This is a genomic window from Streptococcus sp. Marseille-Q6379, assembly GCF_965119505.1.
This window is the reverse complement of record NZ_CBCPLV010000001.1, coordinates 567,339-592,525: the sequence shown is the minus strand read 5'-3', so window position 1 is coordinate 592,525 and position 25,187 is coordinate 567,339. Positions and strand designations below refer to the sequence as shown.

Sequence of the window (25,187 nt, the reverse complement as noted above, 5' to 3'; positions counted from 1 at the left end):
TCATTGAAAATTTCAAGGTTGTGTTGCAAAATTCAGACAATTCTTTTTAAAATAGTTCTTTAGTCTCTTAAAGAAAAAACTCTGCTCTCTAGTAAGAGAACAAAGCTTTCTTATCATTATTTTTCAATAATCTTAGCAGAAAAGACTTCTTTGTCTGCCAACCCTTCAATAAAACTTCCATTGCTAGTACGATCTGAAAGATTTAGAAGTGACAAATCAACCTCTGCCGTTTCACCTGTCGTGGCTGTCACAAGCAAGGTCTGAGGAGTCTCCTCTGCTGGTGTTGCTAGAAGATCTATCTCACCAACAGAATTTTCTGTAAAGACTGGACCAGCCGTAAAGACGCGATGTGGTTTCGTCTTAAGCTCACGAAGAACTTGGAGACCTCGACCAGCTCGCTTAGCCTGTGGGATATCAGCTGTAGCCACACGTTTGAGACTGGCTCTTTGTGTTAGCAGGTAGAAACTTTGAGTATTTGCCACAAAAACAGCCTGAACGATATCATCATCCTTAAGATTTATTGCCTTAACACCTGCTGCCTTGGCCCCAACTACTGGCACTTCGTCCGCGTTAAAGCGAAGGGCATAACCTCTTTGAGTGATAATCATGATATCATCCAATTGAATTGGAGTGACTGTGACAATAAAATCACTATCATCCTTGAGTTTAGCGTATTTAACCGACTTAGACTTGTAGGTACGCCATGGCGTAAATTCCTTGCGTTCGAAACGTTTAATCTGACCAAGTTTAGTGGCTGCTAGGTAAGTACCAGCTTCAAAATCATCCAGAATTTCAGCATAAAGCACTTCTTCATCCTTAGATAAATTAGTGATGGTTTGTGATAAATGCTCTCCCAAATCCTTCCAACGAATGTCTGGTAGCTCATGGATTGGACGATAAATCACATTGGCCTGGTTAGTGAAAATCAAGAGGTGTTGCGTCGTCTTAGCTTGCTGAACCAAAATCAAATCATCATCATCACGTTTTCCGACTTCATCAATCGTTGAAGCATTGAAAGAACGTGGGCTAGTACGTTTGACATAGCCACCGCGAGTGATGCTGACATAGGTTTCTTCTTCAACAATCAAACTTGCGGTATCAATTTCAATGGTCTTGGTTTCCGCTTGCAGCTCTGAACGACGGTCATTACCAAATTTCTTCTTGATATCACGGAGTTCACGTTTCATGACATTAAACATGGTACGCTCGTCTCCAATGATGGCAGCCAAGGTCGCAATCTGCTCACGTAAATCGGCTTCCTCATTTTGGAGAGTAACGATATCCGTATTGGTCAAACGATAAAGTTGCAAGGTCACGATAGCTTCGGCCTGTTCTTCTGAAAAATCATAGCTGACTTTAAGATTTTCCTTGGCATCTGCCTTATTTTCAGAAGCTCGGATAAGGGCAATAACCTCATCCAAAATAGAGATGACACGGATCAACCCTTCAACAATATGAAGACGTTTTTCAGCTTTTTCCTTATCAAATTTTGAACGGGCAACGATAATATCGCGACGGTGGGCAATGTAGCTAGACAAAATCTTTTGCAAGCCCACTTGACGTGGAGTGAAATTGTCGATAGCTACCATGTTGAAATTGTAATTGACTTGAAGATCCGTATATTTCAAAAGATAGTTAAGAATGGTTTGGCTGTCAGCATCCTTCTTAAGTTCGATAGCAATACGCAACCCCGTACGGTCAGACTCGTCACGAACTTCTGCAATGCCAGGAACCTTGTTATTGACACGAACATCATCGATTTTTTTAACAAGAACTGCCTTATTAACATCGTAAGGAATTTCAGTAACAATGATTTGCTCCTTACCACCTTTGAGTTGTTCAATTTCAGTACGTGAACGCACAACGACGCGGCCCTTACCAGTTTCGTAAGCCTTGCGAATCTCATCTTTACCCTGAATGATAGCCCCTGTTGGAAAATCTGGGCCAGGCAAGAATTCCATCAATTTATCCAGTTTAGCAGATGGGTGATCAATCATGTAGACAACAGCATCAATGACCTCTGCCAGATTATGTGGTGGAATGTCTGTGGCATAACCAGCAGAAATCCCTGTAGCCCCATTAACCAAGAGGTTTGGAAAGGCGGCGGGTAAAACGGTTGGTTCCTTCTCTGTATCATCAAAATTCCAAGCCCATGGGACTGTGTTTTTATCGATATCTTGAAGAAGGTAGCCCGCAATCTCTGACAAGCGTGCCTCTGTATAACGCATGGCCGCTGGTGGATCACCGTCCATAGAACCGTTGTTACCGTGCATCTCAACCAAGATTTCACGATTCTTCCAATCCTGAGACATACGCACCATGGCATCATAAATGGAACTGTCACCATGGGGGTGGAAATTACCCATAATGTTACCCACAGACTTGGCAGATTTACGATAGCCCTTGTCATAAGTATTACCATCCTTATTCATGGAATAAAGAATACGACGTTGAACGGGTTTCAGACCGTCACGAATATCAGGAAGCGCACGCTCCTGAATAATGTATTTGGAGTAGCGCCCAAAACGCTCCCCCATGATGTCCTCAAGGGACATGTTTTGAATATTAGACATAAGATTTCTCTTTATTTTTTAGTTTAAGTAATGATTTGAAATAATATAAAAGACAAATAGTAGACCCCCTACTTCACTGCAACACCTCTAATTACAATGTTGTTCCTTGACTTTGTAACTGTAGAAGAATGGTTTTCACCTTCCTAGTTTCTATTTCACCAATCACAAATTGAACCACTGTGCTTATCGCAATTAAAATGAAAGATACACAAGATAGTGTCAATGAAGTAGAAAGTTCCCCAAAGAATAAAATAAGGTTTAAAATTGTTAGACCGGTCATTATGGAGCCATTGATCACGAGAACTAGAGCTAATGGCATACGGAATAGCTTATAATGATAGATACTTTTTAAAAGAGATGTGATACTACAAACAACACTTAGGGGAGAAAAAACATAGACATAGTAGAAAGCCAATAACAACCCCGTGTAGGTCCTCTGTGAGAAGGGATTATCTATCAAAGATAGAAGGAAGGTTATCACTACTAGTATAGGCAAGATCAAAAAACGTGTTTTTAGTGGTCTCTTTTTATAAACGCTTAAATAAGCTATTGCCCCTGCACATACAGGAAACACCACTTGAGGATAGTAAAGTAAAAAACTTAATACCTTAGATAACATAGGTTTACCTCATACTGTCTTTTCCTGACTTAGCAATATAGTCTTTATTTTTTTCATTTTCCTTTCCTCCTATTATAGTTTGAACAATACCAATTATCGCTAGGAGAAGAAAAATAAGGTACATAGATGAAGCAGGGAGAAATCCCAAAGACCCTTGTAAAAAGAGCAGATTGAGGAAAGCCAGTAATGTGGCAAAGAAACTATTAATAACTAGTAAGATTGAATATTTGGTTTGAAAGCGTATTAAATGTAGAAGACTTTTTATAAAAGCTATTAGCGAGAATGGCACATAAAACACTGAAAAGATCAACATATAGTAAAACACAAATAATAAACCTGAGTATGGACTTCCAAAATAAGAATAGAGAGGATTATCCACCACGAAGATTATGAGGGAAACTATAGATAGAAGAAAAAGGATAAAAAAGCGTGTTTTTATAGGTCGTATGCCATAAAAAATTAAGTATATGGTAGAAACAATGACCATAAGAATAATAGCAGGAAAAGCTACATCTGCATGGTAAGCTAGGTAATCGATAACATTAAAATCCATTTTTCTACCTCCATTGATTTCTAGTCAATGACACTACAAATAGTTAATAAACTATGTAGAAAATAAATGACTTGTTTCTTTATAAACCTAATTATCTATTGATAGTAAGCACTCTCCCTAACTCTATCTTATTACTTTCCTTTCTGGCCTGCAACCTAAAATACGCCGCTTTCTTCCAAGGTAAATTTAACGTTATCTTCGATCCATTGACGGCGTGGTGCTGCCTTATCTCCCATAAGGACTGAGACGCGACGTTCGGCACGTGCTAGGTCGTCAATAGTCACTCGGATAAGGGTTCTTGTCTCTGGATCCATGGTTGTTTCCCAAAGCTGGTCAGCATTCATTTCCCCAAGTCCCTTGTAACGTTGGAGAAGAGCACCTCGACCAAACTTTTGGCGAAGCTCTTCAAGTTCCCCATCCGTCCAAGCGTATTCGACAACTTCCTTCTTGCCTTTACCTTTGGACATCTTGTAAAGAGGAGGCAGAGCGATATAAACGTGTCCTGCTTCCACTAGTGGACGCATATAACGATAGAAGAAAGTAAGAAGCAAGGTTTGGATGTGAGCCCCATCGGTATCGGCATCGGTCATGATGATAATCTTGTCGTAGTTGATATCGTCAAGGTTAAAATCAGCTCCAACCCCTGCACCAATAGTGTAAATCATGGTATTGATTTCTTCATTTTTGAGAATGTCTGCCATTTTGGCTTTCTCAGTGTTTAGGACCTTACCTCGAAGGGGGAGAATGGCCTGGAATTTACGGTCACGGCCTTGTTTGGCTGAACCGCCGGCAGAGTCCCCTTCGACCAGATAGAGCTCATTTTTCTTAGCATTTTTAGACTGGGCTGGCGTCAATTTTCCTGACAAGAGCCCCTTGTCTTTTTTATTTTTCTTGCCGTTTCGACTGGCATCACGTGCTTTTCTAGCAGCTTCACGGGCATCACGGGCCTTGATAGCCTTACGTACCAAGTTAGAAGCTAGATCCCCATTTTCCATAAGAAAGTAGGTCAAATGCTCTGAAACAATACTATCAACAATAGGACGAGCTAAAGGAGATCCAAGTTTGTCCTTGGTTTGTCCTTCAAACTGAAGGTGTTCCTCAGGAACCAAGAGCGAGATAACTGCTGACAAGCCCTCACGATAATCTGACCCTTCGAGGTTCTTATCCTTTTCTTTGAGAAGTCCCGTCTTACGAGCATAATCGTTAAGAGCCTTGGTAATGGCAGACTTGAAGCCTGTTTCGTGGGTGCCTCCGTCCTTAGTACGGACATTATTGACAAAGGAAAGGATATTGTCAGAGTAACCGTCATTATACTGAAGGGCTACTTCTAGGTGAAATTCCTGCTGGTCTCCATCAATATAGATGACTGGTGTCAGCGTTTCCTTGTCCTCATTCAAGTAAGATACAAAGTCTTGAACCCCATTTTCATAGTGGAATTCTTCACGAACTTCTTCTTCGCCACGCAAGTCTGTCAATGTCATAGTGACATTCTTAAGAAGGAAGGCTGATTCTTTGAGACGTTCTGAAATGGTGTTAAATTTGAAGTCAGTCGTTGAAAAGATACTAGCATCAGGCATAAAGGTAACTTTTGTACCTGTCTTAGATTTAGGTGCCTTGCCGATTTTTTCAAGTCCTGTTACAGGGTGACCCCCATTTTCAAAACGCTGACGATAAACACTACCGTCACGGGTAATTTCTACCTCAAGCCAGCTAGATAGCGCATTAACAACTGAAGAACCCACACCGTGAAGACCACCAGAAGTCTTATAACCACCCTGTCCAAATTTACCACCCGCGTGGAGAACAGTGAAAATAACTTCAACTGTTGGTTTACCCATGGCATGCATACCTGTCGGCATCCCACGTCCAGAGTCAGAAACAGAAACGGAACCATCCTTATTTAGGGTGACAGCGATGACATCACCAAAACCAGAAAGAGCTTCATCGACCGCATTGTCGACAATCTCCCAAACTAGGTGGTGAAGTCCTGTTCCATCCGTTGAGCCAATGTACATTCCTGGGCGCTTGCGAACCGCATCCAACCCTTCTAGTACCTGAATGGCATCATCATTATAATTATTTACATTTATTTCTTTTTTAGCCAAGAGTGACCTCCAAAATTTTCATCCTTATTATTTTATAAGTTTTCAGAAGAATTTGCAAAGGAAATCAAGAAAGCTCAAAGGATATCTTTATGCTGACTGACTTTGTCAATTACTAGGCTGTATGCTATAATTATCTCATGAAAATCTTATTGTTAATCCTAATCGCCTACTTGTTAGGTTCCATTCAGACCAGCCTCTGGATTGGGAAACTATTCTTCCATACCAATCTTCGTGAGCATGGCTCTGGAAATACTGGAACAACCAATACCTTTCGTGTCCTAGGTAAGACTGCTGGTACCATCACCTTCTTGGTTGATATGTTCAAGGGGACTTTGGCTGTTCTGCTACCTATCTGGCTTGGTGTTACAGAGGTTTCACCTCTAATCATTGGTTTCTTTGCCATTATCGGACATGTTTTTCCAATCTTTGCTGGATTTAAAGGTGGGAAGGCTGTTGCGACAAGTGCAGGGGTGCTTCTTGGCTTTGCCCCACTCTACTGTGTATTCCTACTCTTGGTCTTTGTCCTAACACTCTATCTAACCAGCATGATTTCATTTTCAAGTGTCACTGCAGCAATTGTTGGACTTATTACGCTGGCTGTCTTTCCAGCCATCCATTTCTTACTAGATGGCTATGACCTTATTTTCACTGGGGTTCTTACCATCATGGCTTTGCTTATCATCTTCCGCCACACTGAAAATATGGGGCGCATCCGCAGGCATCAAGAAAACTTGGTACCTTTTGGACTTAATTTAACCAAACAAAACCCAAAGAAATAAACAATCCAGACCTACTAACCACTAGATTTACTAGTGGTTTTCTTGTTTTTCTAATCAAGCAATGCTTTCTAAAACAATAAAAAATCCGAAAGCTACACCTCGGATCTTTTTTAGGCTTAAGCTTTGAAGCTAACACCATTTTCTTTCAATTTTTTAACTGTCGCAGGTCCGACACCCTTGAGGGCAAGAACTTCTTCTTCAGTCACAGTAGCAAAAGCCTCTACTGAAGTCAAACCTTCATTATAAAGAGTTTCTACAAGGTTTGAACGAAGGCCTTCAACTTCTGGAAGTTCTACGAAAGTTTCAAGACTAAGGTCTTTGGCTGCTACTTCTTCCTTGGCAACTGTCTTAGTTTCAGCAACAGGTTGTGGTGCTACTGGTGGCACTGGTGGAACAGGCGCAACGGGTGGAACAGGGGCTTTAACATTATTGAAAAGTCCTTGTTTTTTCAAACGGTGTTTAAAAGCTTTCTTTTTATTTTTTACTTTAGCCATGTTTAGTTTTCTCCTATTTTGATAGACGATACCTTTCTATAAAGTAGTATCGCCATTTTCTTTTTCATCCTTTATTAATAGTGACGTTCCCCGAACAAGCCATCTGGCATATCATGGAAACCTTTGCCAGCACGATAGTTGGCAAACTTACCAATTAGGAAATTGTAAGCATCCAATTTAGCTTCATAGCGGTAACTTGCATCACGTGCACGTTCATCGCCGTCTTCTTCCCAGATTTTCTTGCTAGCGGCCAAGGCCGTTTCGTTTACTTTAACTTGGGTAACAACCCAGGCTTCGAAGTCTTTTAGAAATTCTTGTTCGTAGGTCATATTTTCCTCTTCATTTTAAAAACCAGCTTAACGCTGGCTTCATTTTCTACTAATAATGTGTAGAGCTCATAGCCTTACAGTCTCCTATTATAACAAATAATTAGAAATTTGACTAGGTTCTAAACTCTTTATATAAGGCTTTAATGTCATTTGGACGTGTGCGGCAGCAGCCACCTAAAATCTTAACTCCAAACTGTGCATGCCAATCTTTACTATGTTCAACTATGGTTAGAGCATCCTTATCCTTAGGTTTCCAAGTCTGCGTACTGCCATCATAAACCTCACCTGAGTTTGGGTAAGTAATGAGGGCTTTTCCAGCATTTTTAAGAGTAGCAAGAGCTTGATCATAAAGAAGAGGCGAACTACAGTTGATTCCTAGAGCCAAGATTTGGTCTGACTGGGAAACAAGCTTGGCAATCTCATCTAAAGAAGTCCCATCACTGATAGTGGCTGATTCTTGGACTGTAAAACTGAGATAAGCTTCTGATTCTGGAAATTCTTCAGCCAGGAGTTCAATCAAGGCTTGTGCTTCTAAACGATTTGGAATAGTTTCCAAAGCTAGCAAGTCCACACCTTGATCTAGGAGAATTTGAATCCTAGGCCGATGAAACTCCTTAAGCTCCTCGATAGTAATTTGACCATAATCACCACTATACTCAGAACCATTAGCCAAATAAGCTGCGTAAGGACCGACATCTCCAGAAATCAAAGGATATGGTCGTTTTGCTTTCTCAGTCTCATCTAATGCTGCCCATACCTTATCACGTGCATTCTTTGCCAACTGAACTGTCAAGACAATAATCTGCTCCGCTTCTTTCTCAGTAAGTCCAGCCTCCATCAAGCCTGGCAAGGTCGACTGATAAGACGATGTGGTAATCAAGTCAGCCCCAGCGGCTACATAGGTTTCGTGAATTTCTTGAATAACTTCTGGCTTTTCAATAAGGTACTTGGCTGACCAGAGCTTACCTGAAATATCATACCCCAAGGCTTCCATCTCTGTTCCTAGAGCTCCATGAAGAATGAGGGGAGATTTATTTTCCAAATAATCTTTAAATGTTGCCATACAAGGCCTCCTTACCATTTTTTAAAGCGAAGGTAGTGATAAAGGTAACAGAAAATCATGAAAGGAATACCGAAGTAAAGTCCCGCACGTTGTGAACTATCCCAAGCAATCCCAAGCACAGAAATGGCCAAGAGAACGATTGTGATATAAGGTAGGATTGGGTTAAAAGGTGTCTTGTAATCCAACTCATCATCAGAATGTTCTAAATTCCACTGTTTACGGAAGTTGATTTGTGCCAAAGGAATGGAGAGCCAGACAACAACAACTGCAAAACCAGCGATTGATACCAGAGCTAGATAAACCGTATCTGCAGCATAGATACTTGAAAAGAGCGATAAAACTGCTCCTGCCATGGAAATCAAAAGGGCTGTCATTGGAACTCCATGTTTATTAATTTTCACTAGCTTTTTATTGAGCATTCCCTCATTGGCCAAAGACCAAAGCATACGGCTTGAAGCGTAGAGTCCCGAATTCCCAGCAGAAAGAATAGCTGTCAGGATAACAAAGTTCATAATGTCTGCCGCAAATGGAATCCCCATCTTGTCAAAAACATCAACGAAAGGCGCTGAAGATACCCCTGCTTCTTTCATGGGAAGAAGCGAAGCCAATACCACAATGGTCAAGACAAAGAAAATCACCAAGCGTCCAATGGTCGTTTTAATGGCACGTGGAACAGCCTCTTTAGGATTATCTGTCTCACCAGCTGCGATACCGATTAACTCTGTTCCCGAAAAGGCGTAGTTAACCGCCAACATGACTGACACAATGGCAAGACCACCATTTGGAAATAGACCATTAGCCGTCAAATGCTTGAACATAATAGCTTCACGATGACCATCAAAGCTGACCAAACCAAACATAGCCCCCAGACCTAGGATGATGAAAACCAAGATAGCAATAACCTTTATAGAAGAGAAGAAAGATTCCGCTTCCGCAAAAGACCTTACGCTCAGAGCATTAATTCCAAAAATCACCAAGGCAAAGAATGCCGCAAACATCCAAGCCGGAACTGATGGAAACCAACGTTGCATCAACATGGCCGCACCCAGAAATTCTGTTCCCAAGGCTACAGTCCAACAAATCCAATAAAGCCAAGCTACCGTAAAGCCAGTTCCCGGACTGATAAATTTAGTGGCATAGGTGTGAAAGGATCCCGTTACTGGCATAGCAACAGCTAGCTCACCTAATGAAAGCATGACTAAGTAAACAACGATAGCCCCCACAAGATAAGATAGTATCGCACCAAGAGGGCCTGCTTATGCAATCGTATAGCCTGAGCTAAGAAAGAGACCGGTACCAATGACACCACCTAGCGAGAGCATAAAGAGGTGGCGTGAGGTCATCTTCCGTTGGAACTGACCTTCATTTTCATAATTATGGTTTTCCATAGATTCCTCCAATAGATATGATAAAACAAGCTTATCACAATATCATCCCCTTGGATAATAGGTGGAAACTATCAAAGAGATAGACAAAAACTATCGCAAGAAAAAAACTCGGATTTCTCCGAGCTCTTTTTATAATTCTGCTAAAATCGTATCCCATGCTTCATCATAACCGTCACGAGTGACAGATGAAAAGACGATGAAATGGTCATTTTTATCGAAATTGAGTTTTTTCTTAATAATTGATTCGTGCTTGTTCCATTTTCCGCGAGGAATCTTGTCAGCCTTAGTCGCTACAACGATGACCGGAATTTCATAATACTTGAGAAATTCATACATTTGGATATCGTCTTGAGTTGGTTCATGTCGGAGGTCAACCAAGCTAACAACGACACGAAGATTATCTCGAGTCACGAGGTACTCCTCAATCATTTTGCCCCATTTGGCACGGTCTTTTTTAGACACACGGGCATAACCGTAACCTGGCACATCCACAAAACGAAGCTTATCGTCAATATTGTAGAAATTAAGCAACTGAGTTTTCCCTGGTTTCCCAGAAGTACGTGCTAGGTTTTTACGACCAAGAAGTGTATTGATAAAGCTTGATTTACCAACATTCGAGCGTCCTGCTAGGGCAACCTCAGGGAGGTCATCTTGGGGATAGTGGCTCTTATTCGCCGCACTGAGCAAAATCTCAGCATTGTGCGTATTTAGGACTTGTTCTTCAGCCATAGAACCTCCTTATGCTGTTTCCAAAACTGGAGCAGCTGTGCCGTCAACGGCTTCTTTTGTAATACGAACCTTAGTCACATCTTCCTGACTCGGAATCTCAAACATGACATCCATCATGACTTCCTCAATAATAGAGCGAAGGCCACGCGCACCGGTCTTACGTTCAATTGCCTTACTTGCAATAGCTTCAAGAGCATCCTGGTCAAACTCCAGTTCAACCCCATCATAAGACAAGAGGGTTTGGTACTGTTTAACCAAGGCATTTCTAGGCTCTGTCAAGATACGAACCAAGTCGTCAACTGTTAACTGTTCAAGGGCCGCAAGGACTGGCAAACGTCCGATAAACTCAGGGATAAGACCGAATTTTTGAATATCTTCAGCCACAATTTCTTGCATGTATGATGAGTCATCATCAATTGCCTTATTATTTTGACCAAAACCAATGATTTTCTCACCAAGACGTTGCTTAACGATATCTTCGATACCATCAAAAGCACCACCAACGATAAAGAGAATATTCTTAGTATCAATTTGAATCATCTCTTGGTTAGGGTGTTTACGACCACCTTGAGGGGGAACGCTGGCTACTGTTCCTTCGATAATCTTCAAGAGAGCTTGTTGAACCCCTTCACCAGAAACGTCACGAGTGATTGATACATTTTCACCCTTTTTAGCAATCTTATCAATCTCGTCAACATAAATGATACCACGTTCCGCACGTTCGATATTGAAGTCTGCCGCTTGGATCAGTTTGAGGAGGATATTTTCCACGTCCTCACCCACATAACCTGCCTCTGTCAATGAAGTCGCATCCGCAATCGCAAATGGAACATTCAAGCTACGAGCCAAGGTCTGAGCCAAGAAAGTCTTCCCTGAACCAGTTGGTCCAATCATGAGAATATTTGATTTTTGCAAATCCACATCATTGTCTTCACGACTTTCTGTGAAATTGATACGTTTATAGTGATTGTAAACAGCTACCGCCAAGGCACGTTTAGCACGGTCCTGCCCCACGACATAGTTGTTCAAAATATCTAAAAGTTCTTTTGGCTTCGGAGTTTCAGCCAAGTCAGCCAAAACTTCTTCTGCCATTTCCTCACGAATGATTTCTTGTGACAAGGCCACACATTCGTTACAGATAAAGACGCCATTCCCAGCGATAATTTTCTTTACTTCTTCTTGGTTTTTGCCACAAAATGAACAATAAACCATTTCTTCATTACGATTTCCAGCCATTTATTCCTCACTCTTTTCTAAAATAGGGTGCCATAGAAGGCGTGAATAGTATTGACAAGGTTAGTAAAAGCATTTAAAAAGAGAAAAACTGCTAACCCATAACGTTTCTTGCGAAAGGCAGGAATGGCAGAGAGTACACAAAGCACCCCCAATAATGCAGTAAATAACCCAAAAACACTACGTTGCATGAACCTAGTCTCCTTCTTTTTCATAGCGACTTATGCTAAAGTCGTAGGCATTTTTATCATCCTTGACCACGCGGTCACGTGATACCTCTTTAAATGCCGTCATATCTAGTTGTGGAAAATACGTGTCTCCCTCTAAATCAGCCTCAATAGTTGTCTTGATGAGTGCATCATAATGTCCATCAAAAGCCTTGTAGACACCAGCACCACCAGCAATATAGAGGTCCTTATCTTGCTGTTCGAACCAAGCCAGAGCTTCCTCAACACTCGTAACAGTCGTCACACCCTCACAGTTGAATTCCTTGTCTCTTGTCAAAATCAAGGTTTCACGTCCTGGTAGGCAACGACGGTTCATGCCATCAAAGGTCACACGTCCCATGAGAATTGCTGAGCCCATGGTAGTTTTCTTGAAATGTGCCAGTTCAGCAGGCAAGTGCCAAGGCATGGTGTGATTCTTCCCAATAACATGGTTATGAGCTTCCGCCCAAATAGCAATGAGTTGTTTAGACACAGTATTTCCTTTTCTTTTTAAGTTTACAATCCATTCTAACAAAAAAAGAGAAAAAGAGCTTGGAAAAAACTTTGCCAGCTCTTTATGGGCTTAAATCATAAGCATTTATTAAATTGCTAAGTCAAATTTGAGTTGAGGTTTAACAGGGTCATAGTCAACCAATTCAAAATCTTCTGGTTTGATATCGAAGAAATTAGTCCCATCAGGAACATTGAGGACCAAGCGTGGTTGGCAATCAGAGGGCTGACGTTTGAGCAGTTCTTCGGCTTGCTCAAATTGATTGTCATAAATATGGAGGTTGTTGATAAAATAAAAGAATTTACCAGCTTTCCAACCAAAGTGCTTGGCAATCATCATCTGAAGGGCAACATACTGCATGGCATTAATATGATGAGCCACCAACATATCGTTAGAACGTTGCGTCAAAGTAGCATCCAAATAAATGTCCTCACCCACACGACGAACGTCAAACATGGTTTGGAAGGCACAAGGCTGAAGTCCTGCTGTCTCCTCGAAGGCCTCGTAATCCCAAAGGGAGATGACATTACGGCGATTCCACGGATTAGCCTCCAACTGAGCCAACAAACGGTTAATAATATCGTGCTTCTTAACGACCGCCCCATAACGCTGACCAATCGAACGCTTATCCCCATTATTGGCAGGTACGCCTTCAACTTCCCAGTCATTCCAATAATGCACATTATACTTGTCTTCAAGGACATCTAGGCTATTTGACTGGTCTTGGTAAATCCAAAGCACTTCTTTGATAGCAGATTTGATAGCAATAGGACGAAGAGTGGTAATAGGAAACTCTCCCTTGCTCAAGTCATATTCTGCAAAAGCTCCTGTGATGTATTTGGAATTAGCTGTGGTACCATCCTTGTATTTAGGGCGTGCTTGCTCCGACCAAACACCCTCTTCCATGATTTTAGTGATATTTTCTTTAAATATAGTGTCTGCTTTTGTCATGATTTTCCTCTTTATTCAATTGAAAACAAAGTATTTTTTGAGACTTTCCTTAAGTGATTACGGACGTCTGCGAACTTCTTCGAAGTTCCAAGACTAATTTTTGAGCCTATGGTCTCAAAAATCCAATTATCATTTCAATTTTACCTTATTCTAGTGCAAATGAGAACTAAAAGCTACGGCAATACCAAAAGTAAGTCTTGTGAAATCCTCTAGTTCCTATCGAAACAGAAGATATAACTAACTATCAAAGTTTTTTCAAGGCGAAAGCGCTCTTTTATGGTAAAATCACTATAGATTAGTATTCTCTGGATACTCTACAATGAAGAAAAAAAAGGAAACATCATATGTCTATTGGAATTGATAAGATTGGTTTTGCGACCAGTCAATATGTTCTAAACATGGCTGATCTCGCTCTTGCCCGTGGGGCGGAGCCTGAAAAATTCAGCAAAGGTCTGATGCTTGATGCAACCAGTATTACGCCGATTACAGAAGATATTGTGACACTTGCCTCTGATGCGGCGGCTGATATTTTAAATGACGATGACAAGCAAGCTATCGATATGGTCATCGTGGCTACTGAGTCTTCCATCGACCAGTCCAAGGCTGCGGCTGTCTATGTTCACAGTCTTTTGGGGATTCAACCTTTTGCCCGTTCTTTTGAAATGAAGGAAGCTTGCTATGCTGCAACTGCTGGACTTAACTATGCTAAATTGCACGTGGCAGCCCACCCAGAGAGCAAAGTTCTAGTTATCGCTAGTGATATTGCCCGCTATGGTGTCGAATCTTCTGGTGAGTCAACCCAGGGAGCTGGTGCTGTAGCTATGCTAGTCAGTCAGAATCCACGTATTTTGGAGCTTACAGATGACAACGTGGCACAAACTCGTGATGTCATGGACTTCTGGCGTCCAAACTACAGTTCAACGCCTTATGTTCAAGGCATCTATTCAACCAAGCAGTACCTGGACAGTTTGAAGACAACTTGGGCAGCTTACCAAGAGCGTCATCAGGCTGACTTTGCTGATTTTGCAGCTTTTTGTCTCCACCTTCCTTATCCTAAGTTAGCTCTTAAGGGACTTAATAAAATCATTCCAAAAGATTTGAATCCCGAGAATAAAGAGCGTTTAACAAACAACTTTGATGCTTCAATTACCTATAGCCGTCAAATTGGAAATATCTATACAGGGTCACTCTACCTTGGGCTCCTTTCTTTGCTTGAACAGTCGCAAGACCTTAAAGCAGGAGATAAGATTGGCTTCTTCTCTTATGGTTCTGGAGCTGTCTCCGAAATTTTCTCAGGACGTCTGGTTGAGGGCTACAAAGACCTGCTTCGTTCAGACCGTCTAGATACCTTTGCCAAACGTCACCCCTTGAGCGTTGCTGATTATGAAAAACTTTTCTATGAAGAGGCGCAGTTGGATGACACTGGCTCTACTCAATTCACTGATTACCAAACCGGAGCTTTCCGTTTAACTGAAATCTCTGAACACCAACGTATCTATAAAGGAAATTAATATGACTAAACTCTCTTGGACTGGTTTTTCCAAGAAGACACCGCAAGAACGTAAAGAGCATTTGAAAAAGAATGCTCTTTTGTCTCAGGAAAATCAAAATCTTCTGGATAAGGACCAACAACTTACCCTTGAAACAGCCAATCAAATGGCTGAAAATGTTATTGGTCGATTTACACTTCCCTTTGCCGTTTGCCCAGATGTATTGGTAGACGGTATAACCTACCAGGTTCCTATGGTTACTGAGGAGCCTTCTGTTGTCGCCGCTGCTTCCTATGCTAGCAAGCTCATTAAACGCTCTGGCGGTTTCACGACTACGATTCATAATCGTCAAATGATTGGCCAAGTTGCCCTTTTTGACGTTCCTGATAAAGCCACTGCTTCAAGTAAAATTCAAGCAGCCAATCAGGACCTCATAGAGATTGCCAAAGAGGCTCATCCTTCTATTGTTAAGCGTGGGGGTGGCCCTCGCAGGCTCTGGACTGAGGCTAAGGGAGACTTCCTCATTGTCTATCTAGCCGTTGATACCCAAGAAGCCATGGGAGCCAATATGGTCAACACCATGATGGAAGCACTGGTGCCAGAACTGGAAAATCTCTCAGAAGGTCAAAGTCTCATGGCCATTCTCTCAAATCTTGCCACCGAGAGTCTAGTGACAGCAACTTGTCGTCTTAGCACACGCTTCCTCAGTCGTAACAAGGAAGACGCTCATGATTTTGCTAAGAAAATGGAGATGGCTAGCCAGTTGGCCCAGGTGGACCCTTACCGAGCAGCTACCCATAACAAGGGAATTTTCAATGGTATCGATGCCCTAGTTATTGCGACTGGCAATGATTGGCGAGCAGTTGAGGCTGGTAGTCATGCCTATGCTAGCAAGGATGGTAGATACCGTGGTCTGTCCACATGGACTTATGACCAGGAGGCTAAAGAATTGGTGGGAGAATTAACCCTCCCCATGCCAATTGCAACCCGTGGCGGTTCAATCGGACTTAACCCTAGTGTTTCTATCGCCCATGACTTACTTAACAATCCAGATGCCAAAACCCTAGCTAGTATCATCGTTTCTCTTGGTTTGGCACAAAATCTGGCTGCTCTCAAAGCTCTGACTTCAACAGGAATCCAAGCAGGACATATGAAACTTCAGGCCAAATCTCTAGCCCTATTAGCCGGTGCTAGCCCTGAAGAGATGCCTCACGTTTTGGCTGAACTTCTCAAGGCCAAACATATGAATCAAGAAACTGCACAAGCAATTTTGGAGAAACTTAGAACCCCATAAAAAGAGATACTGAAGCAGTTTTAAAAATAACTCTGCCTTATTACATAAAAAATAAAGATGTTGGAAATATTATCTCAACATCTTTTTCATTTCTCGTAAGTTCTGACTTGACTTTAATTTCTATAATGTTATAATCTAGTTATGAAAACTAGATAAAGAGGTTTTTATAATTTGACAACACAACAATACCCTCTCTGGGAAGAATTACCAGAGATTGAACTCTATTTAGATCAGGTTTTGCTCTATGTCAATCAGGTCACCCAAAGTACTTTAGGACCAAACGACAAGGGGCTAACCGCCTCTATGGTCAATAATTATGTCAAACATGGCCATGTCGCAAAACCCATCAAGAAAAAATATAATGCTGCTCAGGTAGCTAGACTTATTGTCATCACTAGTCTGAAGACCGTCTTTGAGATTTCTGAGATTGCTAAAACCTTGGAAATCCTACGTACAGATGCTGATAGTCAAAAGAGTTACTACAATGACTTTGTAGCCTGTATGAATGGTCAGTTTCCCCAAGAGGCTCCGCAAGTCATACTCTCAGCCTGTCAGACGCTTCAATGCTACCGAGCTACACATCAACTTTTGAACGACCTTGAAGGAGAAAACAATGTCTAATACTGCTACTTTTAATACTTCTCCCAACCTCAAACTCAGTAAAAAACTTAGCTTTGGTGAGGAAGTGGCTAACAGCGTGACTCACGCCGTCGGAGCTATGGCCATGCTGGTCTTATTACCAATTACTGCTGTTCATGCCAACAACGGCTACGGCATGACTGCTGCCGTCGGGATGTCCGTTTTTGTCATCAGTCTCTTCCTCATGTTTTTGAGTTCAGCCATCTATCATGCTATGGATTATAACTCACCCCACAAGATGGTTCTAAGAATTATTGACCACAGCATGATTTATATCGCCATTGCTGGAAGCTACACCCCTGTTGCCCTCTCACTGGTTGGCGGATGGCTAGGCTACAGCATCATCCTCCTCCAATGGGGAACAACAATTTTTGGTATTCTCTACAAAATCTTTGCTAAAAAAATCAATGAAAAATTCTCCCTCTTCCTCTATCTGATGATGGGATGGTTGGTTATCTTCATTATTCCAGCTATCGTCACTAAGACAGGACCTGCCTTTTGGGGACTCATGCTTGCTGGAGGATTGTCATACACGGTTGGTGCAGCTTTCTACGCTAAGAAAAAACCATACTTCCACATGATTTGGCACCTCTTCATCATGCTGGCTTCAGCTCTCCAATATATGGGTATTGTCTACTTTATGCTTCCTTAAAGCCAATACTAGACATCAAGGTGTTATGGTATAATAAGGAAGTACGGAGGTAAATCATATGAAAAAAGAACTCAGAAGAGATCCAAACAACAAAATTATTGCCGGTGTTTGTTCTGGTATCGCTAAATATCTTGACATTGACCCTGTCATTATTCGCCTTATTTGGGCTGCAGCGATCTTCTTATTTGGAACAGGTTTTCTTTTCTACATCATTTGCTGGATTATTATCCCAGAAGAAAGCAAGTGGTAAGCTATAATTGAATATACAAAAAGTGATACAGATCTAAATTCTTACCATTTAGGTCTATATCACTTTCTTTTTTTATTTTCTCAAGCGGAAAATGAAATAGCTGACGTTAACTAGGAGTAAAACACTCCAAAGAATAAGGAAAGGAATATTTCCTCGGACAGCATTGTGCCAAATACCTAGGGCGTATAAGGCCATAAATACTAGTGATCCTAGAACCGCTGTCCCTTTATTGTTTTGTGGTTGTTTAGACATATGAAGCTCCTTTGTTTGCTTTTTCTGAACTGGTTTAAAGCCATAAACCATGGCGAGAAAAAGTCTGGCTTGACGTTTGACATCATTAGCCAAAGATCTGTGTGACTGGGCATAGATACCATTTAGATTGTAAAAAGACTTGTCAAAATGCTCAGGCTCTTTTCGGCCCCACTTCTTTCTCAATTTATTGGGTGATCGAAAACCCTTGGTCATCCGATTACGAAAGGCAGGATCATGTGGTTGAACCGGCTCCACATCCAGTTGCCAGTGGCGTTTGAAATTGCCATAGTTGAAACTAGCACCATTAACCACGCCACTCTCGGTCACCTGCTCCGCATCGATCTCATTGAGAAAATTTCCCTGACTATCTAGAATAAACTCTACGCGATTATAGAGGAGAATCTTGAGATTAATACTAGGAATCCCATCTGGATAAATCCCATTGCCATCACAGAAAGAAATCTTTTGGTGCAGACGTCCCTGATCAAACATGGTGAAAGGTTTCCATCTGAGATAGACAGCTAAAGCTTCTTTGTCTGTCATCCCCTTTTTTTTATAATGCGTCCGCACATACTGGGCCTGTTGACTCGAAATCAGGTAACGTAGCTGATGAATTTGGCGCTCTACAAGGCCTTCCTGAGACAAGCTATCACCAGGAAAAGCCAAATCTACCAACCTGGCAACATCCTTCCAGAAAGCATCATGAGGCGCCAAGTCAGGGTCAAAATAGGATAATAAACGCTGAGTTTCTTCTATCTCCCCAGATAGATCCTCTGGCATCTCTATATAAGCAAGCAATAACTTCAGCACCTGCAGTGGCTGGTATTCCTTTTGCCATTCCTTCCATAAGCTAGAAAAGGCTTTTGAGCCTATGAGCATCTCATCTCTCCTCAATAACATAAGTTAGTTTAATCAGTGGTCCCCTTTATGAAGTCCTCTATCTTAGCAACTACCTCTTTGGTCTGATAGTGATAAAGATAATGTGGGGCATCATAAAAAGTCAGTTCGATATTTTTCTGGTCCTTTGCAAATCTGGTCGCATAATTTCGCCACTCCTCCTTGCTAAAACTCGTGCCTTCTCCATTAGAAACCAAAAGTAAGGTGGAGATTTGTGAATTTATCTTAGCATCAACCTTTTTAGCATTTCCCTTAACAGATAGGCTCTCATTTAACATAGCTTGTGACAGTATTTGACGATAAGCTATTCGTTGATAGAGGCGTCGATCACTACTACTTAGATTTTCATTAGGCACATATAAGCGACTCGGTATATACCTTAAAAGACCTAATTGACTTCCCAAACGAGCCATACGTAAAATCTGGGAATGCATTCTCAATTGCGAATAACTCTCTGGTAGAGCCCAATCTAAGCCAATGATAGCTTTTATTTCACTTGGGTATTTTTCTTGCCACAAAAGCGTTTCTAAGGAGGCCATCGAATGAGAAAGGATAATATAAGGACCTGATACATGAGCCTTGGATAGGGCTTGACGTGTCTCAGAAAGAACCTCAGACACATCTCTAGACTTAGATGTATCCTCACTATAACCATAGCCAGCTCTCTCTACAACGACTATCTTATACTGCTTAGAAAGCCCATCATACAAGTCTTTAAAATCTAGAATGGGAGAGGCCGTTCCAGCACCAGATAGAAAAACTAAGGTTTGTGGACCATTTCCCTTCACAAAGACGCTCATGTCATGGCCATTAACAGACACCATTTGCCCCATAGGGTTGAGAGAGGCCTTTTCTCTTTGCAAGGCTAATCTATGATAGATAAAGCTAGCCAGTAACAAGACTAGAACTGCTCCCATCAGAAATAAAAGTCTTTTCATAAAAACATGCATGGTTTATCCTACTAAAAAGTCAGTTAGCTTAGCTAACCGACCCTTTTTTTATTCGGCATCTGGGCGTGATTTGCGAGCGATATCAGCAAGGATATTTTCTACAAATTCTGACACAGCTTCTGTATGTGTTTGTTTTTGTCCATAGCGACGAACGTTAACAGTTCCGTCTTCCATTTCCTTATCACCAACAATCAATTGATAAGGGATTTTTTGTGTTTGAGACGCACGAATCTTGTATTGCATTTTCTCGTTACGTTCATCCACTTCAACACGGATACCACGGTCACGAAGTTGTTTAGCAACTTCCCAAGCATAATCTGTGTGGGCTTCATTTGAAACTGGGATAACAGTTACTTGTTGAGGTGCCAACCAAGTTGGGAAGGCTCCTTTATAGTTTTCAATAAGAATAGCTGTAAAGCGTTCCATTGTTGAGATAACCCCACGGTGAATCATAACTGGACGGTGTTCTTCCCCATCAGCTCCGATGTATTTAAGGTCAAAACGTTCTGGAAGCAAGAAGTCCAATTGGATAGTAGAAAGTGTTTCTTCATTACCAAGGGCAGTCTTCACTTGGATATCAAGTTTTGGACCGTAGAAGGCAGCTTCACCTTCTGCTTCAAAGTAGTCAAGTTCCATGTCATCCATGGCTGATTTCAACATGCTTTGAGCATTTTCCCACATTTCGTCATTGTCAAAGTATTTGTGAGTATCTTTAGGGTCACGGTATGACAAACGGAAACGATAGTCAGTCAAGTTGAAATCTTCGTAAACATCGATAATCAATTGAAGCGTACGTTGGAACTCATCTTTGATTTGTTCAGGTGTTACGAAAGTATGACCATCATTAAGTGACATTTCACGTACACGTTGAAGTCCTGTAAGGGCACCAGATTTTTCATAACGGTGCATCATACCAATTTCAGCGATACGGATAGGCAATTCGCGGTAAGAGTGCACATGGTGTTTGTAAACTTCGATGTGGTGAGGACAGTTCATTGGACGAAGCACAAAGGCTTCACCATCTCCCATATCCATTGTTGGGAACATATCTTCACGGTAGTGATCCCAGTGACCTGAAGTTTTATAAAGTTCTACAGAAGCAATTGGTGGAGTGTAAACGTGTTGGTATCCTGCTGCTACTTCCTTATCAACAATGTAGCGTTCCAAGACACGACGGATTGTCGCACCATTTGGCAACCAGAATGGAAGACCTTGACCAACCTCTTGAGAAATCATGAACAAATCAAGTTCTTTACCAAGTTTACGGTGGTCACGTTCTTTAGCTTCTTCAAGACGTTTAAGGTAAGCCTTGAGATCTTTTTTATCGAACCAAGCTGTACCGTAGATACGTTGCATCATAGCATTATCGCTATTTCCACGCCAGTAAGCACCTGCAACATTCAAAAGATGGAAGACTTGGATACGACCAGTTGATGGTACGTGTGGGCCACGGCAAAGGTCAACGTATTCACCTTGACGGTAGATAGTCAAACCACCTTCGTCTTCTGAGTGTTCTTCGATCAATTCTAATTTGTATGGATCATTTTTGAAGATTTCACGCGCTTCGTCTTTAGTCACTTCTTCACGGATTGATGGGAAGTTTTCTTTAACGATTTTCTTCATTTCTTCTTCGATACGAGGAAGGTCTTCGTTAGAAATTTGACCAGCTTCATTGTCAGTATCGTAGTAGAAACCATCTTCGATAGCTGGACCAACACCCAAATGAATATCTGGGAAAAGGCGACGAGCTGCTTGGGCAAACAAGTGAGCCGCTGATTGACGCAAGATTGGAAGAGCGTCTTCGTGATCAGGTGTCACGATTTCGATGCTTCCATCTTCAGTGATCGCACGAGTTGTGTCAATCAATTTGCCGTTAAATTTACCAGCAAGAGCTTTCTTAGCCAAAGAATTGCTGATAGATTGTGCAATTTCAAAAGTTGTAACGCCAGATTCGAATTCACGAACAGCGCCATCTGGGAAAGTAATGTTAATCATAATTAAGATGTCAGAGCCCTAAAGGATGAGCCCCTTCTTCCTTTCTATTTAATCTTTTTGTTGTAATAATTTGTTTCTAGGATGCTTTGCAATTCTGTCTTATGCCAACCTGCACCAATCATCATCTTGTTGATATTAAAGTCTAGCTCCCTACCATCAGTTAGAACGAAACGAAGTTTGTAACCAATGAAGAAACGTTTCTTAAACTGATAGGACTTAATCATCTCTTCAGGAAGTGTAGCGATAATCTTTCCTAATTTTCCTAAAGGAGTAATCGAGATAATGAAAACCTCTTTTTCTGTAAAAACAATAAGAAAATAGGCATTGTCTGTTCCACCAAGTCTTTGGGTAGCATAGATAGCGTGCATACTCTCAGCAAGACTAGGATCTACACCGTGGTCAATCAAGTAGGCCTTGATAGCTTCATATTTGAACCCCATAAAATCCTCCCTCAACTAAAAAGATAGTGTCACCTCGTTCTAAACAATCCTTTTAGTAATCAAAGAGAAAATATTTAGTCACAAAGTAAAGCTTTTCTATCTAAACTAGACATTCTAAAAATTGTAAAGCATACCAAACAATACAAAAAGCGACATCCTCAAAAGGACGTCGCAACGTGGTTCCACCTTAGTTCATGTACGACAAAAAACGAGTCTGTCCTACACCTCTGATTGGCTCTAACGTGGCCACCGTTTTATGTTTGCATAAAAAGTTAATCGAGTAGTCCCAATCATGTCCTCTGCGTGATTTCCAGCACCACACGCTCTCTGAAAGATTTCCCATGACTGATATGTCTCTATGCGTTATTATAGCATGAAACTGTAATTTTTCAAGCTAATTATCTCTTTTATTAATCAATTCTAAGATTTTATCTGACTAGGAAAATCTGGTAGCTTTCCTAATCCAAAAGTTTCGTGATATTTCTGATTCTCTTGACCTGTTTGGCTGATCCTTTAAGGATACGAACAGAGCCATTAACAGGCAAGGTAATAGCCTTAGTCGGCAAATAAGTTACCATACGCGTCAAGCGCTTCATGGTACTATCTTCACCATTCAAATCATTGTGGAAATCCTTAGAAATCGTAAGGTCCAAGTAATACTCATAGACACGTTTTCCAAAGTTTTCCGCAGAAATTTCATAAAGCTTGTCATCCCACTTAGTTTCGTCTTTTTCTGGTATTGCAATGGCAGCTTCCAAAATGGCCCCGGCTAAATCATTATCATGATAATAAAGCGTTCCAAACATCTGGTCTGTAATCACATTATCCAAATAAGGATTTCCGTGGGCAATGATAGGGGTACCGCTAGCCAAGGCTTCCAGATAGGTCAAGCCTTGAGTCTCACTGGTTGAAGCCGAAATGAAGAAATCAGCAGCCTTATAATAAAGAGCTGTCTCACTAGGCGCAATCATACCTGTGAAAACCACCTTGTCCTGAATACCAAGTTTTTTGGCTTGAGACTTAAGATCTGGTAGGTAAGGACCGTCACCAGCCACAACCAAACGCACCTTGTCGTCTTCCTCCAAAACAGAAGGGAGAGCAGCCAGCACAGCCTGGATGTTTTTCTCATAGGACACACGAGAGAGGCTCAACAACATGGTCTCATCAGGAGCAATACCAAGCTTGGCTCTCAAGTCCGCTACATCTTCTTCGGTAATCTCTGGACGCTGGAATTTTTCAAGTTCAATCCCCGTTGGAATGACACGTTTTTCAGCAGCAATCTTGTACTTGAGTAAAAGGTCATAAACAATCTCGCTCGGACAGATAACCCCATCCAGATCGCTCATAAAGCCACGAACAATGTACTTAACCATACTTGGACGGATGACCATACCTTTGGCAATATAGCGGACATAGTCTTCATACTGAGTATGATAGGTGTGCACAACAGGAATCCTAAGTTCACGCGCAATGGCAATTCCTAGAAGCCCCAAGGAGAACTCTGTCTGCGTGTGAATAATATCAAGCTTGTACTGTTTTGCAATCTCTAGAGCCTTAGAAAAGCCACGATAAGCCACTCGGCGATCCTTAAAAGCAAAGAAAGGCACACTGGGAATACGGACAATCTGCCAGTCTTCATAGCGGTCAACATCTCTATCAGTCGTGGTAAAGATAAAGACTGTATGCCCCATTTTTTCCAACTGCGTTTTCAGTGTGCGAATACTGGTCGCAACACCTGATACCTGTGGAAAATAGGTATCTGTAAACAATCCGATACGCATTTAAATCTCCAATACTTCTTTGTAGGCTTCAACAAGTTTTTGGGCGACATCATCAATCGAGCGACTTTCCGCAACCTTGTAACCTTCTTCACGTTTGTCCACTTTACCATCGATAATATCTTGTAAGGCTACTACAAATTCATCCACGTTATGCCCGAATGAAGCAGATTTGTCATCAACCCAGCCCTCATAAACAGGAATATCACGCAAAACCACATGTTGGTGACTGGCAAAGGCCTCTAGCACTACGATTCCTTCAGTTTCCTCATAGGACGGAAAAAAGAAGGCATTAGCACCACTCATAGCTCCCTGGAAGACAGCTCCCTTGAAGTAACCTGGGAAGCTGACATTATCAGGATGCTTACCATTGACAATGTCTCGAATTTTCTTAGGAATCAGCCATTTGCTGATACTACCTAACCAAATGAAACGAACATGGGGCATCTTTTCGGCAACCTTGACGAAATCTTCAATTCCCTTGCGTTGGAAATAAAGACCCGCACAAATAACCACTGGCTGTCCTTCCTTAATACCAAAGTATTCTCGGAAAACTTCTTCCTTACGTGGATCCTTACCGTATTTTTTTAGATCAATCCCATTTGAAACAGCAATGATTGGTTTGGTAACTCCGTAAGACTGAATCAATTTTTTGGAATACTCAGATGGTGTAATCACGTAATCGGCCTTTTGATACATGTGGGCCAAATATTTCCCAAAAAGTGGTGCCAAAAGGTTAGAACCGATGAATGAATTCTCAAAGTCTTCACGTGTCGAATGACCATGCATGATGACCTTCTTGCCACGGCGTTTTGCAGTATGCAACAACATCAAGCTACGTGGACCATAAGTATTAATATGAACGACATCGTAATCACCCAAGATGTCCGTCGTATAGGGAATCCCCGCCAAGTCCAAGGCATGCATCTGATGGTGGAGAGCCCGTCCGATTCCTGATTTTTCAAGAACCGATTTTCCTTCAAGATAAAGTAGAACTTTCATACTCCTCATTATAGC

At 41.5% G+C, this 25,187-nt stretch carries 23 protein-coding genes and 1 pseudogene; 6 read left to right on the top strand and 18 right to left on the bottom strand.

Annotated elements, in window-relative coordinates; genetic code table 11:
• Positions 1–116: 116 nt before the first annotated feature.
• The 3 genes from parC to parE all read right to left on the bottom strand — a co-directional run bounded on the left by parC (position 117) and on the right by parE (position 5,850).
• Entirely contained in the window at positions 117–2,573 is a 2,457-nt protein-coding gene (gene parC, locus ACWPVZ_RS02945) for a DNA topoisomerase IV subunit A (protein ID WP_454380832.1), read from the bottom strand.
• 623 nt (positions 2,574–3,196) lie between these two features.
• Complete coding sequence (locus ACWPVZ_RS02940) at positions 3,197–3,745, bottom strand: hypothetical protein (RefSeq protein WP_060972431.1); 549 nt, start codon at positions 3,743–3,745, stop codon at positions 3,197–3,199.
• A 155-nt stretch (positions 3,746–3,900) separates the two neighbouring features.
• Entirely contained in the window at positions 3,901–5,850 is a 1,950-nt protein-coding gene (parE, locus tag ACWPVZ_RS02935) for a DNA topoisomerase IV subunit B (protein WP_454380830.1), read from the bottom strand.
• 137 nt (positions 5,851–5,987) lie between these two features.
• On the opposite strand from parE, the gene plsY reads away from it, so the two are divergent.
• On the top strand, positions 5,988–6,629 hold the full coding sequence (gene plsY, locus ACWPVZ_RS02930) for a glycerol-3-phosphate 1-O-acyltransferase PlsY (protein ID WP_454380828.1): 642 nt from the start codon (positions 5,988–5,990) through the stop codon (positions 6,627–6,629).
• Between the two features lie 116 nt (positions 6,630–6,745).
• Here the strand turns inward: plsY and ACWPVZ_RS02925 are convergent, their stop codons facing one another.
• The 9 genes and pseudogenes from ACWPVZ_RS02925 to ACWPVZ_RS02885 all read right to left on the bottom strand — a co-directional run bounded on the left by ACWPVZ_RS02925 (position 6,746) and on the right by ACWPVZ_RS02885 (position 13,533).
• Positions 6,746–7,123: a helix-hairpin-helix domain-containing protein gene (locus ACWPVZ_RS02925; protein ID WP_454380826.1), complete on the bottom strand. Its 378-nt coding sequence runs from the start codon at positions 7,121–7,123 to the stop codon at positions 6,746–6,748.
• Between the two features lie 74 nt (positions 7,124–7,197).
• A complete protein-coding gene (locus ACWPVZ_RS02920) occupies positions 7,198–7,452 on the bottom strand; it encodes a DUF1912 family protein (protein ID WP_002886199.1) in 255 nt (84 codons plus the stop codon).
• A gap of 112 nt (positions 7,453–7,564) precedes the next feature.
• Positions 7,565–8,515 (bottom strand): homocysteine S-methyltransferase, encoded by a 951-nt coding sequence (gene mmuM / locus ACWPVZ_RS02915; RefSeq protein ID WP_454380824.1) that lies wholly within the window; start codon positions 8,513–8,515, stop codon positions 7,565–7,567.
• Between the two features lie 11 nt (positions 8,516–8,526).
• Positions 8,527–9,903 (bottom strand): annotated as a pseudogene (locus ACWPVZ_RS02910) (amino acid permease).
• 129 nt (positions 9,904–10,032) lie between these two features.
• Positions 10,033–10,632, bottom strand: a complete 600-nt coding sequence (gene yihA, locus ACWPVZ_RS02905) for a ribosome biogenesis GTP-binding protein YihA/YsxC (protein ID WP_145516357.1) — start codon at positions 10,630–10,632, stop codon at positions 10,033–10,035.
• Positions 10,633–10,641: 9 nt separating this feature from the next.
• Positions 10,642–11,868 (bottom strand): ATP-dependent Clp protease ATP-binding subunit ClpX, encoded by a 1,227-nt coding sequence (gene clpX, locus ACWPVZ_RS02900; protein WP_002890340.1) that lies wholly within the window; start codon positions 11,866–11,868, stop codon positions 10,642–10,644.
• A 17-nt stretch (positions 11,869–11,885) separates the two neighbouring features.
• Positions 11,886–12,056 (bottom strand): hypothetical protein, encoded by a 171-nt coding sequence (locus tag ACWPVZ_RS02895; protein ID WP_002886174.1) that lies wholly within the window; start codon positions 12,054–12,056, stop codon positions 11,886–11,888.
• 4 nt (positions 12,057–12,060) lie between these two features.
• Entirely contained in the window at positions 12,061–12,564 is a 504-nt protein-coding gene (locus ACWPVZ_RS02890) for a dihydrofolate reductase (protein WP_037597549.1), read from the bottom strand.
• A 108-nt stretch (positions 12,565–12,672) separates the two neighbouring features.
• Entirely contained in the window at positions 12,673–13,533 is an 861-nt protein-coding gene (locus ACWPVZ_RS02885) for a thymidylate synthase (RefSeq protein WP_454380820.1), read from the bottom strand.
• A 344-nt stretch (positions 13,534–13,877) separates the two neighbouring features.
• On the opposite strand from ACWPVZ_RS02885, the gene ACWPVZ_RS02880 reads away from it, so the two are divergent.
• The 5 genes from ACWPVZ_RS02880 (at position 13,878) to ACWPVZ_RS02860 (ending at position 17,858) form a co-directional block, all read left to right on the top strand.
• Positions 13,878–15,044 (top strand): hydroxymethylglutaryl-CoA synthase, encoded by a 1,167-nt coding sequence (locus tag ACWPVZ_RS02880; protein WP_060971322.1) that lies wholly within the window; start codon positions 13,878–13,880, stop codon positions 15,042–15,044.
• Position 15,045: 1 nt separating this feature from the next.
• Positions 15,046–16,317, top strand: a complete 1,272-nt coding sequence (locus ACWPVZ_RS02875; protein WP_454380818.1) for a hydroxymethylglutaryl-CoA reductase, degradative — start codon at positions 15,046–15,048, stop codon at positions 16,315–16,317.
• A gap of 171 nt (positions 16,318–16,488) precedes the next feature.
• Positions 16,489–16,938, top strand: a complete 450-nt coding sequence (locus ACWPVZ_RS02870) for a DUF1836 domain-containing protein (protein WP_060971320.1) — start codon at positions 16,489–16,491, stop codon at positions 16,936–16,938.
• Complete coding sequence (gene trhA, locus ACWPVZ_RS02865) at positions 16,931–17,608, top strand: PAQR family membrane homeostasis protein TrhA (RefSeq protein ID WP_454380815.1); 678 nt, start codon at positions 16,931–16,933, stop codon at positions 17,606–17,608. The genes ACWPVZ_RS02870 and trhA overlap by 8 nt, the downstream gene beginning before the upstream one ends.
• 58 nt (positions 17,609–17,666) lie before the next feature.
• On the top strand, positions 17,667–17,858 hold the full coding sequence (locus ACWPVZ_RS02860) for a PspC domain-containing protein (RefSeq protein WP_002886147.1): 192 nt from the start codon (positions 17,667–17,669) through the stop codon (positions 17,856–17,858).
• A gap of 72 nt (positions 17,859–17,930) precedes the next feature.
• On the opposite strand, the gene ACWPVZ_RS02855 is transcribed toward ACWPVZ_RS02860, so the two are convergent.
• The 6 genes from ACWPVZ_RS02855 to ACWPVZ_RS02830 all read right to left on the bottom strand — a co-directional run bounded on the left by ACWPVZ_RS02855 (position 17,931) and on the right by ACWPVZ_RS02830 (position 25,172).
• Positions 17,931–18,989 carry a DUF3114 domain-containing protein gene (locus tag ACWPVZ_RS02855; protein WP_454380813.1) on the bottom strand — a complete coding sequence of 353 codons (1,059 nt, stop codon included), beginning with the start codon at positions 18,987–18,989 and terminating at the stop codon, positions 17,931–17,933.
• Between the two features lie 29 nt (positions 18,990–19,018).
• The gene (locus tag ACWPVZ_RS02850; protein ID WP_454380811.1) at positions 19,019–19,957 is read right to left on the bottom strand and encodes an alpha/beta hydrolase; all 939 of its coding nucleotides are present in this window, start codon (positions 19,955–19,957) and stop codon (positions 19,019–19,021) included.
• A gap of 48 nt (positions 19,958–20,005) precedes the next feature.
• A complete protein-coding gene (thrS, locus tag ACWPVZ_RS02845) occupies positions 20,006–21,952 on the bottom strand; it encodes a threonine--tRNA ligase (protein WP_454380809.1) in 1,947 nt (648 codons plus the stop codon).
• Positions 21,953–21,996: 44 nt separating this feature from the next.
• Positions 21,997–22,392 (bottom strand): hypothetical protein, encoded by a 396-nt coding sequence (locus ACWPVZ_RS02840; RefSeq protein WP_454380807.1) that lies wholly within the window; start codon positions 22,390–22,392, stop codon positions 21,997–21,999.
• Between the two features lie 458 nt (positions 22,393–22,850).
• The gene (locus tag ACWPVZ_RS02835) at positions 22,851–24,173 is read right to left on the bottom strand and encodes a glycosyltransferase family 4 protein (RefSeq protein WP_454380805.1); all 1,323 of its coding nucleotides are present in this window, start codon (positions 24,171–24,173) and stop codon (positions 22,851–22,853) included.
• Complete coding sequence (locus ACWPVZ_RS02830; protein WP_454380803.1) at positions 24,174–25,172, bottom strand: glycosyltransferase family 4 protein; 999 nt, start codon at positions 25,170–25,172, stop codon at positions 24,174–24,176.
• Between the last annotated feature and the right edge of the window lie 15 nt (positions 25,173–25,187).

Excerpts from the sequence above, each read along its gene's own strand:
- parC (WP_454380832.1), bottom strand. The coding sequence starts at position 2,573 with ATGTCTAATATTCAAAACATGTCCCTTGAGGACATCATGGGGGAGCGT.
- ACWPVZ_RS02830 (WP_454380803.1), bottom strand. The coding sequence starts at position 25,172 with ATGAAAGTTCTACTTTATCTTGAAGGAAAATCGGTTCTTGAAAAATCA.
- ACWPVZ_RS02860 (WP_002886147.1), top strand. The coding sequence starts at position 17,667 with ATGAAAAAAGAACTCAGAAGAGATCCAAACAACAAAATTATTGCCGGT.
- clpX (WP_002890340.1), bottom strand. The coding sequence starts at position 11,868 with ATGGCTGGAAATCGTAATGAAGAAATGGTTTATTGTTCATTTTGTGGC.
- mmuM (WP_454380824.1), bottom strand. The coding sequence starts at position 8,515 with ATGGCAACATTTAAAGATTATTTGGAAAATAAATCTCCCCTCATTCTT.
- ACWPVZ_RS02920 (WP_002886199.1), bottom strand. The coding sequence starts at position 7,452 with ATGACCTACGAACAAGAATTTCTAAAAGACTTCGAAGCCTGGGTTGTT.
- ACWPVZ_RS02895 (WP_002886174.1), bottom strand. The coding sequence starts at position 12,056 with ATGCAACGTAGTGTTTTTGGGTTATTTACTGCATTATTGGGGGTGCTT.
- trhA (WP_454380815.1), top strand. The coding sequence starts at position 16,931 with ATGTCTAATACTGCTACTTTTAATACTTCTCCCAACCTCAAACTCAGT.
- plsY (WP_454380828.1), top strand. The coding sequence starts at position 5,988 with ATGAAAATCTTATTGTTAATCCTAATCGCCTACTTGTTAGGTTCCATT.
- ACWPVZ_RS02855 (WP_454380813.1), bottom strand. The coding sequence starts at position 18,989 with ATGCTCATAGGCTCAAAAGCCTTTTCTAGCTTATGGAAGGAATGGCAA.
- yihA (WP_145516357.1), bottom strand. The coding sequence starts at position 10,632 with ATGGCTGAAGAACAAGTCCTAAATACGCACAATGCTGAGATTTTGCTC.
- ACWPVZ_RS02875 (WP_454380818.1), top strand. The coding sequence starts at position 15,046 with ATGACTAAACTCTCTTGGACTGGTTTTTCCAAGAAGACACCGCAAGAA.
- ACWPVZ_RS02880 (WP_060971322.1), top strand. The coding sequence starts at position 13,878 with ATGTCTATTGGAATTGATAAGATTGGTTTTGCGACCAGTCAATATGTT.
- ACWPVZ_RS02940 (WP_060972431.1), bottom strand. The coding sequence starts at position 3,745 with ATGGATTTTAATGTTATCGATTACCTAGCTTACCATGCAGATGTAGCT.
- ACWPVZ_RS02835 (WP_454380805.1), bottom strand. The coding sequence starts at position 24,173 with ATGCGTATCGGATTGTTTACAGATACCTATTTTCCACAGGTATCAGGT.
- ACWPVZ_RS02850 (WP_454380811.1), bottom strand. The coding sequence starts at position 19,957 with ATGCATGTTTTTATGAAAAGACTTTTATTTCTGATGGGAGCAGTTCTA.
- thrS (WP_454380809.1), bottom strand. The coding sequence starts at position 21,952 with ATGATTAACATTACTTTCCCAGATGGCGCTGTTCGTGAATTCGAATCT.
- ACWPVZ_RS02925 (WP_454380826.1), bottom strand. The coding sequence starts at position 7,123 with ATGGCTAAAGTAAAAAATAAAAAGAAAGCTTTTAAACACCGTTTGAAA.
- ACWPVZ_RS02840 (WP_454380807.1), bottom strand. The coding sequence starts at position 22,392 with ATGGGGTTCAAATATGAAGCTATCAAGGCCTACTTGATTGACCACGGT.
- ACWPVZ_RS02885 (WP_454380820.1), bottom strand. The coding sequence starts at position 13,533 with ATGACAAAAGCAGACACTATATTTAAAGAAAATATCACTAAAATCATG.